The organism is Pseudomonas wuhanensis (assembly GCF_030687395.1).
In the GTDB taxonomy this organism is placed as follows: domain Bacteria; phylum Pseudomonadota; class Gammaproteobacteria; order Pseudomonadales; family Pseudomonadaceae; genus Aquipseudomonas; species Aquipseudomonas wuhanensis.
The window spans coordinates 4,253,384-4,269,274 of the sequence record NZ_CP117430.1 but is presented as its reverse complement, the minus strand read 5'-3'; the positions used below and the strand labels follow the sequence as shown (position 1 = coordinate 4,269,274).

Genomic DNA, 15,891 nt, shown 5'->3' with positions numbered 1-15,891 from the left:
AATAAGACTTATAAATCAGACGGATAGATGATCTGAAAATCTGGCATGCATATTGGAACAGGACTTGGAGATTCCCTACCCAGGTCAATGACATGTGCCCAAGTAACCCAGAGTCCTTCACCACCTCAGTGTCCTCCGGAATTCGTCAACTCACCCACGTTCAAGTGAAAATTTTGCGAGCATTCATTCACAAACGTGTCATGAACACGGATGACGTGGATGACATCCTTCAAGGTACCTTCCTTGAAGCGCTGCGTTCCGAACACAAGTTTCGCAACGCCAGTCAGCCACAGACGTGGCTGTGCGGAATTGCCTTAAACCTCATCCGCAGTCACTTCAGGCGCGTGTACCGAGAACCGGGTCAAGAAAGTTGGGACGATTCCCTGCACTCCGATCTGGACATCCAGACGGACCTCAGCCACCAGGTCAACGATCATCGAGAACTGCTGCGAACGATGACGGCCATTCGAGGCCTCCCCCAGAATATGCAGAAAGTGATCGAAGTGGCCCTGGACACAGGGGGTAATTATCAAGAAACGGCTTTGTCGTTGGGGATACCTATAGGCACCGTGCGCTCTAGGCTCTCTCGGGCTCGACAGCAGCTAAAAAATCAACTGGGACCTTTCGTTTAAACCAGATGGTCCTTATTGTCGAATCGCGCTGTCAGCTTAAGGGCAACGATGCTCAATCGAGGGCGTTGCAGGAGTTGGGTGAGCGAGACAGGCCTGTCTCCATATCACTCATGCGTCTTGTTTCTTCTGCAATAGTCGAGGCGCCGGGGCTGCCGGGCTCAGAAGATAAAGTGCTAGAGTTTCCCAAGCGCGAGTTGACCGTTTCACCTAAGGAGTAGGCGCAATTGATCATTAGTGCAGTGGCCGCATTGGTTAAGTCTGTCATGGTCTGGGGCACAACTTGTAGCGCGCCTCGAGCGACGTGGGTCACATTTTCAAGCTGGTGTGGGATACCGCGTAACGTGGTGCGGGAGGTCAAATGCGGTAGATCTGTACGACCAGGACGCAGGATGTTTTGAATGGCCGTCTGCGTTCTATCGAACATGACAGGCGAGACATCTGAAACATTCCTACGTGCCGCATTTTCTCCTGCAATGGCCTGGCTGGAATAAAGTGTCGACAGATAACAGACCGAGCCGGCGGCGGCGAGAAGAGCATTGCCGACGATCTGCAAAGTGGTCAGCGGGGACGGTCCGACATTTGCGATTGATGGGCGTTTTGCCACGGATGCGGGTGGTAAAATGGCACTTAGGGTCGCGCTCTGTATGCCGGAAAATAGCTTGCTGGTAAACGCAGAGCGCACTGTGGTTTTACGTAAGTCCAAGCCTTTCGCCAACTCGGCACGCAAGGATTTCGGGGTGCGGTCCAATTGGTAGACCGGAAAAGACCGCCCCTGTGTGTCAGTGAAGGTCGTGCCCAGCTGAATGGCTGTATGTGCTCCAGCAGTCACCGCACCAGCGGCACCGGAAGCTAGTGCTTTGGCATCTATTGTGGTGCCATTTATGCTCGTCAGGTCATTAAGGATTTGGCGTATTGCATGGGCTCCACCAAACATCGCGTAAGGAACCGCCTCCCCCGCGATATGCGTTGTAGTACCCAGAGCTCGTTTATGGCTAAGTCGTACGCGTTGTGCCTTGATTAGATCCAGCTCTAGTGCGAGTTCCTTTGGTGGCTTGTTTTTCAGCGCGCCATCGGAGTTCTTGAATGGCAGTGGATCAGGAATGACGCGCTCTCCTGGCACAGGCTTAAGGCTCACCATGTCGGCTTTTTGTGCTAGCGTGGTTGCGTGAAAAATCGCCTGAAAGACAGGTTTGACCACGCTGTTGACTCCCTCGTGGGCGATGCCTGCGGTGGCGCCGGTCAATGTCGAACCGCCCACTAACTCCCTCCAGCGCACGCCAGAAAAAAGCTTACTGGTCGCCTCTCCAGTCGCAGAACGCACGTAACCCAAATGCGTCAAGGAAGATACGAACTGAGGAATGCTGGCAGCGAGTATCGGCCCTGCCCACCCTTTGATACCGAGCGACTGATGAGCGTTATTTAGCTCGTCAATGTAGGCGTCAAGTTGCGCATGCCTGAGCACTGTGTCCAGCTGCTTTAACGACTCCTGGAGGGTAGTGATCGCCTTCTGAACCGTATCTACTTCTGATGGCCCGAGCGTGGCGGCTCTTTTTTTTAGCGTATCGATCGCATCTACCAGTGAGCGATAAATGCTCTGGCTGGCTTGTTTGGAATACTCCGCTACTTCACCTCTGATCGCTGGTTGATCTTTGCCAGACAAGTGAAGCATTGCCAGGTGTCGGCTCAACTGATGTGCGTGCTCCGTAAACGCCTGTTGTCGATCGGCCCCTTGCGCATCTCCATTGGCGGACGCGGTGTTGAATGTATGCTCAAGTTTTTCGAACGAGGGCATCGGTTCGCAAAGGCCGGAAAGTAGACTTAGAAAACGTTGCGAGTAAGGAAGAGAGGAGGGGGTGTCTGATGTTCCGGGGGGTAGAAAACTGGTTGGGGCAACTGCATTTAGAGAAGGGCGAGCGCCATCCAATTGGGTTGGTTCGGTGGCGTTGTCGGCGATGTTGCAAATTTTCGAGGCGGCCGAATTTGCCTCTAACTGTCGAATGCTCATCGACTTTTCCTGGCAGAGACCGAGAAGTAGGTGTCCGGTTGAAGATCGGGCGAAGTACCAATTAGGTTCAACGTGCAAAAAGCGTCTATCAAAGTGCAATTAGCTGCAATCGACATGTCATTTTCTCCCACCAAGGATGTGTTATTTGCCGTTGCGTAGTGTCCCGCTCAGGAATAAGGCGGGACACCGGCATGGCATTATTGTGGCCTTTGGTTATTGCATGGGTGGTCTTGCGGCGCTTCGAGTTCCTTTTCAGGCACGAAAAGTGTAGTGGTCAACTAATCCCGGACACGACGTTAAGTTTTTCTTCGGCGCGAGCTGGCGCCAGCCCGCCATTGAATTGATGGGGGCGAACCCAGTTGTACCGATGCATCAAGAAGTGGCTGATATCGCGCTGGGCTTCTTGAGCCGTTCTGTAGCCCGTGGTCGGTATCCATTCCGTTTTCAAGCTGCGGAACACGCGTTCCATTGGCGCGTGTCCCAGCAATTCCCCCGGCGACTCATGCTCTGGCGCATGCGATAACGCCACAATCGCTGACGAAATGAACGACTCGCATACTGGGCGGATTCAACCGGTCGTCGCAACACCTTTGATCGAGGTGTTTATGGGGCGGCCTGCAGGCTGGATGCAAAAGTTGACGGGGCGTGGAGCGATGCGTTCGCCAGGTGCGCCGTCACTTCGTAATGAAATCGAGCGGCTGTTCTGGAAACAAATCGCAACCGGGATCACAAGCGAAAAGGCAGCAGAGACTACTGGCGTATCATCAGCGGTAGGCACACGCTGGTTCCGTCATCGGGGCGGGATGCCATTGTTCATGTCTAACCAAATATCCGGAAGGTACTTAACGTTCGCAGAGCGAGAAGAGATTGGGCTGCTTCGGGCGAAAGGTGTTGGCGTACGTGAGATTGCGCGTCTCCTTGGACGAAGCCCATCGACAGTTTCACGGGAACTGACACGTAATGCTGCAACTCGTTGCGGTCGGCTTGAGTATCGAGCTTCAGTTGCACAATGGAAGGCAGAACTGATTGCCAAAAGACCGAAGCCAGCGAAACTGTTGACTAATCCGCGGCTGTGTCACTACGTGCAAGACCGTCTGGAGGGTAAAGTTCACGGCACTAATGGTCGCGAGATTGTTGGGCCTCGACAAGCTCCCTTCAAAGGCAGAAATAAACCACATCGCAGTGACCGTAAATGGGTCAATAGCTGGTCGCCCGAACAGATTACCAACCGGCTAAAGATCGATTTTCCGGACGATGAATCCATGCGCATCTCTCACGAAGCCATATATCAGGCCCTCTATATTCAGGGGCGAGGAGCTCTTAAGCGCGAGCTAGTGAGCTGCCTGCGCACAGGGCGAGCATTACGTGTGCCGAGAGCTAGGGCGCAGGCCAAAACGTGGGCGCACGTCAGCGAGGATGCCATGATCTCCAGTCGCCCTGCTGAGGTGGAAGACCGGGCTGTACCAGGGCATTGGGAGGGAGACCTGATCATCGGTCTGAACCGATCCGCGATTGGAACGCTGGTCGAGCGCTCAACTCGATTCACCATGCTCGTCCACCTGCCTCGCGAGGAAGGTTATGGGCTAACTCCTCGAACGAAGAACGGCCCGGCGCTGGCCGGCTACGGGGCTGTCACTATGGCTAACGCACTGAAGAAGACGGTGACTGATTTACCCATCGAATTGTGGCGATCTTTGACTTGGGATCGTGGAAAGGAACTATCGGATCACGCTCGATTTACCATCGAATCCGGAGTGAAGGTCTTCTTTGCTGACCCTCATAGTCCATGGCAGCGCGGCACGAACGAGAATACGAACGGTCTTCTGCGCCAATACTTCCCGAAAGGTACCGATCTGTCTCGCTGGAGCGCCCATGAGATCCAAGCCGTAGCCCATGCGTTGAACACCAGGCCTCGAAAAACACTCGGCTGGAAAACACCTGCCGAAGCACTAAACAAGTATCTAAAATCAATTCAACAATCCAGTGTTGCGACGACCGGTTGAATCCGCCCTGCGACCCTTGATCTGAGTGAAACAGTAGGCCCTGAGGTCTTCCTCGTTGCTCGTAAGCCTTATCGAGCGCCTTGATAACCAGATCGGCGTCCGGCTTTTCCGACAACGCCCAGCCCACCACCCGACGCGTGCAAAGATCCAGCACGACAGCCAGGTAATGCCATTTCCCCTGGGCCCAAATGTAGGTGATGTCACCGCACCACACCTTGTTGGGTGCCGGAACATCGAACTCCCGATTCAAGATGTTCGGGATATCGAGTCGCTCTTCGGTCGCTCGTTTGTAGGCATGTGATCCGGGTTGTTTACTGACTAAATCAAGCTCGCGCATCAAGCTGCGTACTTTGAATCGACCGAGCTGCTCACCGTCTTCACGCATCAGCGACAGGATGCTGCGGCTGCCCGCCGCACTGCGACTTTGCGTGAACAACTCGCTCACCCGGCTGCGCAACCTAAGCCGTTCAACATCGGGCGTGAGGCGCCTAAGACGCTGGGCGTAGTAGCACGAACGAGTCACTTCAAACACCTTGCACAGCCAATCAACTGGCTCATGGGCGCTCAACTGGTCAATCAGCGCGAACGCTCGTGATCTTCCGACATCAAGAGCGCGGTAGCCTAATGAGATGGTCACCCCCACACCCTGCGAGGGCTAGTCTTTCCCTGAGGGTTACGTTTCGGAGGCCATCAACACGTTTGAGATGAGCCGGGCTATTCAAGTCGTCGGTTCGGCAGCGAAGGAACGGAAAAAGACGTTTGAAAGCATGCCTTTCAAGCAAGTTCCTTCGCCCGATTTCATTAAGAACTTGGCTGGCAAGGCTGATAAAAATGGTCGAGGTACGGTGATTTTTGACCAGTACTTTTTTGATCGCAGTAAGGCCAATCCTGAAAACCTCCCAAGTTTGAAGGCGTCCCTAGCGACAATTGAGGAGCTCGGTGTGACGTACGTCATCGCCGGCCGAGATGCGCTGTCCGAGGAGTTTGTCTATCACATCGACCTCCCTCCGATGGATCAGCAGGAGGTGATTGACGTACTGCTAAGTGCTGAGCGCGATGTTCAGTTTGCAAGCGAAAGTTTGGCCGGTCGGGCAGACATGACGCCAACAATCTTCAGTGAATCCGAACGCGTGATTATCGCGAACCACGCGATGGGGTTGTCTCACAGCCAAATGCGTAACGTGTTCATCGCCCACGCACGCCGGAAGTTTTTCGATCTGCACGTGGCGAACAAAAGCCAGTTGGCCGAACAGGCGCTGCACTCGATTGGCGGCTTGTACGAAGTTGAACGCTTGGCACGAGACATGAGCAATGAGGATCGTTGGCGAATACGCCAGGAAAAGGCAGCCCCGATAATCAAAACGCTGCATGACTGGATGTTGGCCCAGCGTGATCTGGTGCCCAACGGATCGGCAACAGCCAAAGCCCTGGATTACAGCCTTAAACGCTGGGTAGCGCTGACGCGCTACCTGGACGACGGGGCTGTGCCCATTGACAACAACCAGGTCGAGAACCAGATCCGGCCGCGGGCACTTGGACGCTCAAACTGGTTGTTTGCCGGATCACTGCGCAGCGGTAAACGCGCGGCGGCGGTCATGAGTTTGATCCAGTCGGCGCGGCTCAACGGGCATGATCCGTATGCTTATTTGAAGGACGTCCTCACGCGCCTGCCAACGCAGCGGGCGAGTGAAATCGGTAACCTTTTGCCGCATCAATGGGTGCCGACCTAACTTACACAAGGTAAGTTGGGTGGATGCATACCCTAATCCCATCGGAGCGCCTCATGTTCAGCCATGTCACAATCGGCACCAACGACCTCGCCAGCGCCACAAACTTCTATGGGCGGCTACTTACACCGCTAGGCATCACGTTGCTTGCCCTCAAGCACAATCCTGAACGCGTTCTATTCACCCAAAGCACGACTGACTCAGGTACGGCGTTCTGCATCTATAGCCCTCTAAATGGCGAACGCGCGACACCAGGTAACGGGTCGATGGTTGCGTTCGAAGCCCAAACGCGGGCGCAGGTTGATGACTTTTACGCGATCGCTATGGCTAACGGGGCATCAGACGAAGGCGCACCAGGGCTGCGTCCTCAGTACTCTCCGGATTATTACGGTGCTTACATCAGAGACCCCGACGGCAACAAGATATGTTGCGTATGTCACAGCGCTGACTGACCTTCGACTTCTGGTTGCCGACTCAGCGGGTTCTGGGTCACGCAAGGTGACTTGGGCAGACGCTTACCGCTATCTGGCGTACCACTACGAGAAACAACTCAAAGCTGAAAACTATAACGTGACGGTGATGACTCAGGCCGATGGCACGCTCGAGGTTGTTGCTGAGGAGGTGGTGTGGTGAAGAAAGTCGTTATCACGATCAAGGGCGGCCGTATCAATGGCGACTTCCAGGGGGGGCCACGGCAAGACCTGCGAAACGCTGGAGCAGCGTCTGCGCCCCGAAGGCCTCGAGTTGCAGGAGGTCGAAAAGAAACCGGAAAACGACTTTCAGAGTGAAAGTGATCAGGCAGATTACGTCTCCAGCTAATCGCTCGACAAGCCCCAGACCGTATGCAAACCGAGCTAGTGCGTCGACGTGTGGCTGGCTCGCAGGGTAGGTCTGGAATTATGGGGTGATGTAATCGGATTCATGGCTGGTAGGGCAATGGAGTTTTTGGATGAACAGCGCAAAACAAATCTTTCTCATCGCTGCTGTAGTGGTGCTCATTGGTTGGATTGCAACGGGCTGGAGCGCTTTTCTGTTCCTTGCCCTTGCGTTAGGGCTGTTCGGCTCGATCGGATCGTTCGAGAGTTCAAGTTTAAGCCCGACCTTGGAAGCTGAGGCCGCTCGACGCTCTGTCGTTGTTACGGATGTAGCGCCCATCAAACCAGCCGAGGTTGTTTTACCAGGGCGCGTCATAAGAGATCCAATAATTGAAGGAGCGGTGAGACCTTCAGTTGGTAGACGTCTGTTTTTGGATGATGTCACCGACGAGTAACAGAGCAGAGAAGAGCGCTTATGTCTCATAAAAGACGAATTGTCATACGCAATGGAACCGTTACCGGCTTTGCCGATGAGGTCAGCTTTGCAGGGCTTACCGTAACGGGCTTCGACAAAAAGCGTGTCTCACGCATCCTCCCCACGGGCCGTTTTCAGCGCGGTTGCTTCCTGGTGCTCCGCGCACTGGTTAATGATGAGTCAAAAGCCGCGGCGTGGACCAGGCGCTGGCGCTGCCAATGGAACGTCCAGATCGACAAAGAATCGCATGGCCCGTTCGAGAGTCGTTCGGCCGCAATTCATTTTGAGAAGGAGTTCATTTACAGGCAAGGGAAACTTGGCAGCCCTGTGCAGTTGGTGGGAGCGATAGATAGTGCTGATTGATAATTTTGTCCGCGTTGCAGTTGTTTTGTTGGCGGTTTCATTGGCTAGCATTGTTGGGACTGCGTCAGCAGAGGATGGATCGTCCTCGTCGCAGCTGGTCGAGCAGGATGTCCTGTCGGTCAAGACACTGAACCTCCGATGGGATCAGTGGAATCATGAGGCAGGAAGTGATCTTAAGGTATGTCCTGGACGATTTCGTACCATTGGCGGGGAGATACGGTGCCGGGTTCCCGATGGTGGTCTCAATGGCCTTCTGGGGGGTATGGTTACAGGTGAATCCATGACTGCTCAGGAAGCAATCCTTAAATTGGCGGGCGGGACCGCCAAGATTCTTGATATCACACAGAACGGCGATCAGAACAGGTTGCAGATCAAGTTCTCATATCAGGCTATTGGTGGTCCGGTGTCGTCCTTCAACAGATGAGGGTGTCCCAGATTTTGTGTAAACGGGATTTCTGTTAAACCGACAGCAGCCGATCTTCGAACTGGATACTGAAGCGATTCAACGCCGCTTTCCAGTCCCGGATCGGCATCGTCCACTTCTTGCTGATGTTGTTCAGCGCCAGGTAAAACAGCTTCATCACCGCCTCGTCAGTGGGAAATGACGCACGGATTTTGATCACTTTGCGCAGGCTCATGTTGATCGATTCGATGGCGTTGGTGGTGTAAATCACCTTGCGGATCTCGGCCGGATAATCAAAAAACGGGATGAATCGAGCCCAGTTTCGACGCCACGACAGGCTGATCGACTGGTACTCGGCGTCCCACTTGGCTTCAAATTCGCAGAGCCGTTGCTCGGCCAATTCGGCGGTGACCGAGGTGTAAATCAGCTTGAGATCAGACGCCACTTCCCGCTGCTTTTTCCACGACACGAAGTTCAAGCTGTTGCGCACCATGTGCACGATGCACAGTTGAACGACGGCTTTCGGGTAAACCGTTTCAATCGCCTCAGGGAAGCCTTTGAGGCCGTCCACGCAGGCGATGAAGATGTCCTGCACGCCCCGATTCTTGAGTTCGGTCACCACTTGCAGCCAGAATTTGGCCCCTTCGGTTTGAGCGATCCATAGGCCCAGAACTTCTTTATGGCCGGCCATGTTGACGCCGATCACCAGATAAACCGCTTTGTTGCGCACGGCGCCGGCGTCCCGCACTTTAACGTGAATGCAGTCCAGGTAGAGGATCGGGTACCGCGCGTCCAGCGGTCTGGCTTGCCAGAGCTTGACCTCATCACTCACCGCGTCGGTAATGGCCGAGATCAGGCTGGGAGAGACCTCGGTGCCGTACATTTCCTGCAGGTGCGCCTGAATTTCTCTGACACTCAAGCCCCGGGAGTAGAGGGAAATGACCTTGTCGTCGAAGCCGGTCCAGCGGGTTTGATGCTTGGCGACCAGTTGTGGTTCGAAGGTCGCCTGCCGGTCGCGCGGGATCTCGAGCGGCAGCTCGCCGAAGTCACCCTTCAGGGTTTTGCCGCTGTGACCGTTGCGCGCATTGGCGGCGGTGTTGGTGATCGCTGCACTTTTGCCGTGCCCCAGGTGTTCGGTCATCTCGGTTTCAAGGGCCCGCTCGACCAGCATCTTGGTGAGCTGTTTGAGCAGGCCATTATCGCCGATGAGATCTTCGGGCTTTTTGTAATTGGCCAGCAGACTGTCGGCCAGTTTAACCAGTTCAGGACCAGGTTTGACTCGTTTGGCGCGCTTGGGTTTTGGCTCGGTCATTGGAATTCCTTGGGGTAGGCAGTCTCCTGCCAAATGACCGTTTACACAAAACTAATTACACCCTCGGCAGGCCACCTTAAGCAATGTGCTCGCCGCAGCCGGGCCTCTGCGCGCAAAAAGCTTGTCGCATTCAGACTAGGTGGCAAAAGCGGGCGAAGCGTTCCATATCGCCAACGCAATGCTGTACCCCAAGGGATGGTCTGACATAGCCAGGTAGGTCTTGGTGATCCACCGCGATCAAACCATCATCGAACAGCTGACCCACGAGATCGCCATCCTCAGCACCCAATTTAAAATCAGCTGCTGATGGGAACCGCTGAGAGCCGTTTAACACTCAGTAGTAGTGACGAGCATTCCGCACGGTTCATTACGCATCTTCGGGGAGTCGGGGCAATGAAATTCATCAAACTCTGTGTGTTCAGCTTGGCCATGATTTTCGGGACTTCGGGACTTCGGGGCTGGCCATGGTCAGTCAGGACGCCCATGCGGGATGTGGGCGCTTCGGTTGCCGTTGAGTAGCGGCGCTCGGCCCTAAATCGTATTTGAGCCTTCGTTAAAGCAGGACACACACCAACGGTGGATGGTCAGGCGGGTCTCAACGCCAGGCGCTCTACTCGTCTGCATCCCTTTCAGGATTCGTTATATAAGGTGAATACGTATGTTTACCCGTGTTAGCGCACTCCCACCGCAGTTGCAGTTCAATCCAACTTCTGCTATCGCGGAACTGAGTAACGTGCGAGTCGCTCACGACCCCACAGAGCTCTCTGCGCAAAAACTGGAGGCTTTCAAGGAGAGCATCGGGCAATTCTTTAACGTACATGTGACACCTGAAAACCTTGATGTGATCAGGCAGATCGTCACGGACCGTGCCGAAAAAATCTTGGCGATGGGCCATACACCCGAGATGTTCGAAGCGAACATGCAGAAAGCATATGGGCTTGATCAAGTGGCCCAGGCGGCAATCGGTTTCATTCGAGCAACGCCTTTCGCGGGTGCGTCGGTGTTGACCGACTTAGAAAGCTCATTATTTCCTCCAGGGGCATCGCCGGCATTGAAGGGTGTGATTAGTGGCCTGGTCTCAGGCGCCATGGACACGGTCGGGACGAGCATCATGAATCGTGCGACCCGCGACTCGTTATGGATGCGAGCGCCCGCAGACAAGCTGGAGCCGATCATGGCCGAGGCCTTGGCACGCAACCAGGCCAGTCTCGGCAGAAAGAGCCTTGAGGCCTCGGTGGCGTCTCAGACCTACACCGTGCGTAACGTCCTGCGGATGGTCGTTGCCGCATCGGTCACTGCTACCCAAGGAGCCGAAAGTGCCCGTCGCTGGGACACCGGGGTCACGGCCATTGGAGGCTTGATCGCCAATGCCGGATTTGCCACTAAATTGCATCAGAATGAACGACGTGATTACCGTGCCGGCCCCGCTTTTCTCCTGGGGCGTATTGACTGGGAAGATCAGTACAAGGCGCTATCGACCACGGACTTGATCCGGGGGCCGATTACCAATGGCAGTAAAGTTATGGGGCGCATGGCGTTGAGTTGTTTGACCGATACCCTGAATGCCTTGGGCACGAGCGTTCAAGCCAGCAGCATGGTCAAGAACGTTGGCGCCTTGGGCGGCGGTTTTGCCGCCACCAGCGTCCTGCGCGAAATGACCCGCAACGCGGCCACTCTCCAAGGCCTGCCCCCGGCAGTTGTGGCAGCGGCTGACCACGCGGTGAACACCGTGGCGTCAGCTGCCGTTTTCAGCGCCTGGGCGACTGCGGACGTCATGACCTCGCCCTTCACCGAAAAGGCAGTCGAGTTCATCCATGAAAGCGTGCCCAAAGGACTGGGTCAGCTCTCCCATCGCGTCGGCGACGGTGCCACTTCGGGCGCCGACAGCGTGGCACGGCGGGTGAACCATCTGTTCAACCGGCGGCCAGTCGGCGACAGGCCGCGAGGTGATGGATCAGCCTAGCCAGAATGGGGCGGCTTAGGGGGAGCATCCTCGCTGTTGTGATTCTGAGGGTCGCCCCCGCTGCTCGTCTGGCATGTTCGCCAGGAAGGACTGCTCGGTCACTTGAGTCGAGCGCGAACTGGGACTTTTGGGGAAATGATCCCACTGGATGCCGATGCCATTGAAAGAAGTACCAAGGAAGCCAAGCGAGATCTCTTCCACTTCTTTGCCGGCAAAGGAATCTGCGAAGACGAAGTTCCAAAACTGATACATCGCACACCGCATGAGAGAGATAGATCTATTTTTCTGGCTCGATGGAAGTAAGGCAGGACACGCAGAATTATCCTCCGGACACGATACGCTCGGAGGTTCTGCCAATTTGCCGACCAGACCTGTTTTTGCCAACACATAAGGCACTTCTGAAGTCCCAGCGAAGAAGCCATGGCTGACATGTTCGCTGATATTTACCACAGTCCCAACAACCAGGTTGGCTGAGGTACTAATGAACAGTTTTTGTACCTACATCGATGGTCTGCCATGCATTGTTCAAATGATGAACGCGCAGCCCGTAATGTGGCCTCCGTCTATGCAAGACAAGGTAAAGAAATAACATGGGCAGCATGCATCCCGTACAGGTGATCGCGGTGACCGGCGGCAAAGGTGGCGTCGGGAAGACTAACGTGTCAGTGAACTTGTCCCTGGCTCTAGCTGAGCTCGGCCGGCGCGTCATGCTGCTGGACGCTGATCTGGGGCTGGCGAACGTCGACGTTCTGTTGGGGCTGACACCCAAACGTACCCTGGCCGACGTGATCGAAGGCCGCTGTGAGCTGCGCGACGTTCTGTTGCAAGGCCCCGGTGGCATCCGCATCGTCCCGGCCGCGTCCGGCACACAAAGCATGGTTCATCTGAGCCCGGCCCAGCACGCCGGCCTGATCCAGGCTTTCAGCGATATCGGCGACAACCTCGACGTCCTGGTGATCGACACCGCTGCGGGTATTGGTGACTCGGTAGTCAGTTTTGTCCGCGCCGCGCAAGAAGTCTTGCTGGTGGTTTGCGACGAGCCGACCTCGATAACCGATGCCTACGCACTGATCAAACTGCTGAACCGCGATTACGGCATGAACCGCTTCCGCGTCCTGGCCAACATGGCCCAGAGCCCTCAGGAAGGTCGCAACCTGTTCGCCAAGTTGACCAAGGTCACCGACCGCTTCCTCGACGTCGCCCTGCAATACGTTGGCGCCGTGCCTTACGACGAAAGCGTGCGCAAGGCTGTGCAGAAGCAGCGTGCAGTCTACGAAGCCTTCCCGCGGTCCAAATGCGCCCTGGCGTTCAAGGCGATTGCGCAGAAGGTCGACACCTGGCCGTTGCCTACCAATCCGCGTGGGCATCTGGAGTTTTTCGTCGAGCGCCTCGTGCAACAGACCGCAGGACCCGTCCTATGACAGCCAGTGGCTACAACCTCTACAAGAAGTCGGCGCGTGACGCGCAGTACGAGCTGATCGAGCGTTACGCGCCACTGGCGGTTGCAGGAGTTGAGTGCAACACGGTTATTGGATTGAAGTGGGCGCATCGTGCCGCATAGCCATGGCCTTTTGCATCACCTCACTCATCATTTCGATCGGACATTTGAAATCGAAGCGTTTACGGCGGCGCATATTCAGTTGCAAGGCAATGGCATCCAGTTCTTCCTGGCTGTGTCCCGACAAGTCCGTGCCCTTGGGCAGGTACTGGCGGATCAGGCCATTGATGTTTTCGTTACTGCCGCGCTGCCAGGGGCTGTGCGGGTCGCAGAAGTAAATCGCGATGCCGGTTTTCTGGGTGATCTCGGCGTGTCGCGCCATCTCCCGGCCCTGGTCGTAGGTCATGCTCTTGCGCATTGCCAGCGGCATGCCATTGAGCGCTGCACTGAAGCCCTCCATCGCCGAGGTTGCCGTCGCATCATTCATCTTCACCAGCATCAGGTAGCCACTGGTGCGCTCCACCAACGTGCCTACGGACGAGGCGTTGGCCTTACCCTTGATCAGGTCGCCGTCCCAATGCCCCGGCATCAGACGGTCTTCAATCTCCGGCGGACGCACATGGATGCTGACCATCTCGGGAATCTGGCCGCGCCGATCCACGCCACCAGAGCGCGGCCTGCGTGTTGTCTTGCTTTGGCGCAGACAGATGATCAGCTCCTTACGCAGCTCGCCGACCGGCAAGGCATAGATCGTTATAGATCGTCTCGCGACAGACGTAGGCATCTCTGAGGCTGGGAATGTTCATGCTGCGCAGCTTGCCGGCAATCTGCTCGGGAGACAAACGCTCACGCAGCATATGAGCCACCAACTTGAAGCGCTCGCTACCCGGCAACAGCTTTCGCATTGGTCGACAAACCTGGCGGCGGGCCTGCATCTGCTGCTGGGCCACACGGGCCGAGTAGCCGCCGCAGGCATCTCGATTGCGGCGCAGCTCCCGGCTGATGGTCGAAGGGGATCGGGTGATCAAGCAGGCAATCCTACGCAGGCTGAAGCCTTGGGCATGACCGATTTGAATGGTGGCGCGCTCTTCAACGCTGAGTTCGGAATAAGACATAGGGGCTGCACCGTACCGGAAAGGTCAGGTGTTGCACTCAGATTTTTCCGCCGCCATGCGTAAGATTCGAGAAGTACTACGTCTCAAATTTGAGGTCGGCCTATCTGCCCGCCAGGTTGCTGCCAGCTTGCAAGTTGGGCGAGCCAGCGTCGGGGATTACCTCAATCGCTTTGCTGCCAGCGGGCTGATTTGGCCCTCTGCTCTGACCGATTCCGAGCTGCAACGAAGTCTTTTCCCGCCACCGCTCGCTCTCCCCAGTGATCAACGTCCGATACGTAACGTGGCACTACCCCTTCCATGCCGGCATGCTGCGCAGAAGGGGGACCACCATGTTCTCCACTGAGACCGCACTCGACTTGACCATTGCGCGCTATCTGCAACTTCGGCGATCGCTTGGTCGAGCTTATGGAAATGAAGAGCGTGTCCTCACATCGGTCCGCCAGTTCCTGGTGGCGGCGACATGTACGGATCTGGACTACGATCGCTTCCTTGGGTGGTGCAACACGCTCGCCGGGCTTAACGCCACGGTGCGACGCAAACGGCAGCGCATCGTGCGCAACTTTTGTCTGTATCAACAGCGCACCGAACCGCAGTGCTTTGTGCCCGACCCCAACCACTTTCCGCGACCCTGTCCCGCTGTCACCCCCGTCATCTTCGGTTCGAGCGAGGTCGCGAGTATGCTCGCGGCTGCCGAGCAATTGGGTCCGGTGCCCACCTCGCCTCTGCGGCCAGCGGTCCTGCGGCTGGCCGTCGTGCTCCTCTATACCGCAGGACTATGTCGCGGCGAACTGCTACGGCTGACCCTGGCCGATGCCGATTCGGCGCAAGGCGTATTGCATATCCGCGAATCGAAGTTCCACAAATCCCGATTCGTTCCACTATCGCAGGACGCCCATCGTGAGCTGCGCGTCTATCTCAAGCAGCGGCGGGCGCCGCCCTTCAGCATCACACCGAATTCTCCCTTGCTGTGCAACTGCGCTAGAGGCTTGCGCGGCTATACGGGGACAGGAATAAGCGGTGGCATAAAAACGCTATTCCAAGCTGCGGATGTTCACAGTAGCGATGGCCGACGGCCGCGGATTCATTACTTTCGGCATAGCTTTGCCGTCCAGGCACTGCTGCGTTGGTATCGGCAAGGCGCCGATGTGCAATCCAACTTGCCGAAACTAGCGTTGTATATGGGGCACGTGTCGATCGTCTCTACCGCTTATTACCTGCGTTGGATGCCGGATATTGCGGCAGCGGCCAGTGATCGCTTCCAGGCCCACTTTGGCCATTTGATTGCTGGAGGTGCGCCATGAAACCCGCTCGACCCAACTCGCTTGGCAATTGCATCACGCACTTCTTCCGGGAATATCTGCCCGAGCTCCGTGGCATGAGCCTGCACACGATTCGCAGTTATCGCGATGCCGTCGTGCTGTTCTTGCGATTTGCCTCAGCTCGCAGCAAACGGGGCGTCGAGGATTTGGAACTCGACGATTTTACGGCAGAGCAGGTCAGCCAATTCCTGACGCATCTGGAACAGGAGCGTCACAATGGTGTCGCGACGCGCAATGCACGGCTAGCGGCTATCCACACTTTTGCCCGATTCCTGGCCAGCGAACACCCGGAGCATCTAGCCGAGTTGTAGCGGGTGCTTG

General features: G+C 56.1%; 14 protein-coding genes and 7 pseudogenes. 16 read left to right on the top strand and 5 right to left on the bottom strand.

Annotated features, from left to right (window positions below; all coding sequences use genetic code 11):
• Window positions 1–92: 92 nt before the first annotated feature.
• A complete protein-coding gene (locus PSH88_RS19655) occupies window positions 93–632 on the top strand; it encodes an RNA polymerase sigma factor (protein ID WP_305422171.1) in 540 nt (179 codons plus the stop codon).
• Window positions 633–684: 52 nt separating this feature from the next.
• Here PSH88_RS19655 and PSH88_RS19650 read toward each other — a convergent pair whose 3' ends face one another.
• Both PSH88_RS19650 and PSH88_RS19645 read right to left on the bottom strand, forming a co-directional pair.
• The gene (locus PSH88_RS19650; RefSeq protein WP_305422170.1) at window positions 685–2,637 is read right to left on the bottom strand and encodes a hypothetical protein; all 1,953 of its coding nucleotides are present in this window, start codon (window positions 2,635–2,637) and stop codon (window positions 685–687) included.
• 274 nt (window positions 2,638–2,911) lie between these two features.
• Window positions 2,912–3,207: pseudogene (locus PSH88_RS19645) on the bottom strand (integrase core domain-containing protein); the annotation flags it as partial.
• A 56-nt stretch (window positions 3,208–3,263) separates the two neighbouring features.
• On the opposite strand from PSH88_RS19645, the gene PSH88_RS19640 reads away from it, so the two are divergent.
• Window positions 3,264–4,640: an IS30 family transposase gene (locus PSH88_RS19640; protein ID WP_305422168.1), complete on the top strand. Its 1,377-nt coding sequence runs from the start codon at window positions 3,264–3,266 to the stop codon at window positions 4,638–4,640.
• Between the two features lies 1 nt (window position 4,641).
• Here the strand turns inward: PSH88_RS19640 and PSH88_RS19635 are convergent.
• Window positions 4,642–5,262: pseudogene (locus PSH88_RS19635) on the bottom strand (IS3 family transposase); the annotation flags it as partial.
• Between the two features lie 565 nt (window positions 5,263–5,827).
• Between PSH88_RS19635 and tnpC the strand changes: the two are divergent.
• The 7 genes and pseudogenes from tnpC to PSH88_RS19600 form a co-directional block, all read left to right on the top strand.
• Window positions 5,828–6,370, top strand: a pseudogene (gene tnpC, locus PSH88_RS19630) (IS66 family transposase); the annotation flags it as partial.
• A 53-nt stretch (window positions 6,371–6,423) separates the two neighbouring features.
• A complete protein-coding gene (locus PSH88_RS19625) occupies window positions 6,424–6,819 on the top strand; it encodes a VOC family protein (protein WP_123493939.1) in 396 nt (131 codons plus the stop codon).
• Between the two features lie 46 nt (window positions 6,820–6,865).
• Window positions 6,866–7,000 (top strand): hypothetical protein, encoded by a 135-nt coding sequence (locus tag PSH88_RS19620; RefSeq protein WP_305422167.1) that lies wholly within the window; start codon window positions 6,866–6,868, stop codon window positions 6,998–7,000.
• 36 nt (window positions 7,001–7,036) lie between these two features.
• On the top strand, window positions 7,037–7,186 hold the full coding sequence (locus PSH88_RS19615) for a hypothetical protein (protein WP_305422166.1): 150 nt from the start codon (window positions 7,037–7,039) through the stop codon (window positions 7,184–7,186).
• A 130-nt stretch (window positions 7,187–7,316) separates the two neighbouring features.
• On the top strand, window positions 7,317–7,637 hold the full coding sequence (locus PSH88_RS19610; RefSeq protein ID WP_305422165.1) for a hypothetical protein: 321 nt from the start codon (window positions 7,317–7,319) through the stop codon (window positions 7,635–7,637).
• 20 nt (window positions 7,638–7,657) lie between these two features.
• On the top strand, window positions 7,658–8,020 hold the full coding sequence (locus PSH88_RS19605) for a hypothetical protein (protein ID WP_305422164.1): 363 nt from the start codon (window positions 7,658–7,660) through the stop codon (window positions 8,018–8,020).
• Window positions 8,010–8,444, top strand: coding sequence for a hypothetical protein (locus PSH88_RS19600; RefSeq protein WP_305422163.1), 435 nt, complete (start codon window positions 8,010–8,012; stop codon window positions 8,442–8,444). The genes PSH88_RS19605 and PSH88_RS19600 overlap by 11 nt, the downstream gene beginning before the upstream one ends.
• 34 nt (window positions 8,445–8,478) lie before the next feature.
• Here PSH88_RS19600 and PSH88_RS19595 read toward each other — a convergent pair whose 3' ends face one another.
• A complete protein-coding gene (locus tag PSH88_RS19595; protein ID WP_305422162.1) occupies window positions 8,479–9,735 on the bottom strand; it encodes an IS256 family transposase in 1,257 nt (418 codons plus the stop codon).
• 658 nt (window positions 9,736–10,393) lie between these two features.
• Between PSH88_RS19595 and PSH88_RS19590 the strand changes: the two genes are divergently transcribed.
• The 4 genes and pseudogenes from PSH88_RS19590 to fliA all read left to right on the top strand — a co-directional run.
• Entirely contained in the window at window positions 10,394–11,698 is a 1,305-nt protein-coding gene (locus PSH88_RS19590) for a hypothetical protein (protein ID WP_305422161.1), read from the top strand.
• A gap of 117 nt (window positions 11,699–11,815) precedes the next feature.
• Window positions 11,816–12,001 (top strand): annotated as a pseudogene (locus tag PSH88_RS19585) (type III effector HopAZ1); the annotation flags it as partial.
• Window positions 12,002–12,288: 287 nt separating this feature from the next.
• On the top strand, window positions 12,289–13,119 hold the full coding sequence (fleN, locus tag PSH88_RS19580) for a flagellar synthesis regulator FleN (RefSeq protein WP_305422160.1): 831 nt from the start codon (window positions 12,289–12,291) through the stop codon (window positions 13,117–13,119).
• Window positions 13,116–13,196, top strand: a pseudogene (fliA, locus tag PSH88_RS19575) (RNA polymerase sigma factor FliA); the annotation flags it as partial. The gene fleN and the pseudogene fliA, both read left to right, overlap by 4 nt.
• A 28-nt stretch (window positions 13,197–13,224) precedes the next feature.
• On the opposite strand, the pseudogene PSH88_RS19570 reads toward fliA, so the two are convergent.
• Window positions 13,225–14,251 (bottom strand): annotated as a pseudogene (locus PSH88_RS19570) (IS30 family transposase).
• A 55-nt stretch (window positions 14,252–14,306) separates the two neighbouring features.
• On the opposite strand from PSH88_RS19570, the pseudogene PSH88_RS19565 reads away from it, so the two are divergent.
• The 3 genes and pseudogenes from PSH88_RS19565 to PSH88_RS19555 all read left to right on the top strand — a co-directional run.
• Window positions 14,307–14,525, top strand: a pseudogene (locus PSH88_RS19565) (IS21 family transposase); the annotation flags it as partial.
• Window positions 14,526–14,580: 55 nt separating this feature from the next.
• Window positions 14,581–15,552 carry a tyrosine-type recombinase/integrase gene (locus tag PSH88_RS19560; RefSeq protein ID WP_305427029.1) on the top strand — a complete coding sequence of 324 codons (972 nt, stop codon included), beginning with the start codon at window positions 14,581–14,583 and terminating at the stop codon, window positions 15,550–15,552.
• A complete protein-coding gene (locus PSH88_RS19555) occupies window positions 15,549–15,881 on the top strand; it encodes a site-specific integrase (RefSeq protein ID WP_305422159.1) in 333 nt (110 codons plus the stop codon). The genes PSH88_RS19560 and PSH88_RS19555 overlap by 4 nt, the downstream gene beginning before the upstream one ends.
• Window positions 15,882–15,891 lie beyond the last annotated feature (10 nt).

Excerpts from the sequence above, each read along its gene's own strand:
- fleN (WP_305422160.1), top strand. The coding sequence starts at position 12,289 with ATGGGCAGCATGCATCCCGTACAGGTGATCGCGGTGACCGGCGGCAAA.
- PSH88_RS19615 (WP_305422166.1), top strand. The coding sequence starts at position 7,037 with ATGGCGACTTCCAGGGGGGGCCACGGCAAGACCTGCGAAACGCTGGAG.
- PSH88_RS19590 (WP_305422161.1), top strand. The coding sequence starts at position 10,394 with ATGTTTACCCGTGTTAGCGCACTCCCACCGCAGTTGCAGTTCAATCCA.
- PSH88_RS19605 (WP_305422164.1), top strand. The coding sequence starts at position 7,658 with ATGTCTCATAAAAGACGAATTGTCATACGCAATGGAACCGTTACCGGC.
- PSH88_RS19610 (WP_305422165.1), top strand. The coding sequence starts at position 7,317 with ATGAACAGCGCAAAACAAATCTTTCTCATCGCTGCTGTAGTGGTGCTC.
- PSH88_RS19655 (WP_305422171.1), top strand. The coding sequence starts at position 93 with ATGTGCCCAAGTAACCCAGAGTCCTTCACCACCTCAGTGTCCTCCGGA.
- PSH88_RS19555 (WP_305422159.1), top strand. The coding sequence starts at position 15,549 with ATGAAACCCGCTCGACCCAACTCGCTTGGCAATTGCATCACGCACTTC.
- PSH88_RS19625 (WP_123493939.1), top strand. The coding sequence starts at position 6,424 with ATGTTCAGCCATGTCACAATCGGCACCAACGACCTCGCCAGCGCCACA.
- PSH88_RS19650 (WP_305422170.1), bottom strand. The coding sequence starts at position 2,637 with ATGAGCATTCGACAGTTAGAGGCAAATTCGGCCGCCTCGAAAATTTGC.
- PSH88_RS19640 (WP_305422168.1), top strand. The coding sequence starts at position 3,264 with ATGCAAAAGTTGACGGGGCGTGGAGCGATGCGTTCGCCAGGTGCGCCG.
- PSH88_RS19595 (WP_305422162.1), bottom strand. The coding sequence starts at position 9,735 with ATGACCGAGCCAAAACCCAAGCGCGCCAAACGAGTCAAACCTGGTCCT.
- PSH88_RS19560 (WP_305427029.1), top strand. The coding sequence starts at position 14,581 with ATGTTCTCCACTGAGACCGCACTCGACTTGACCATTGCGCGCTATCTG.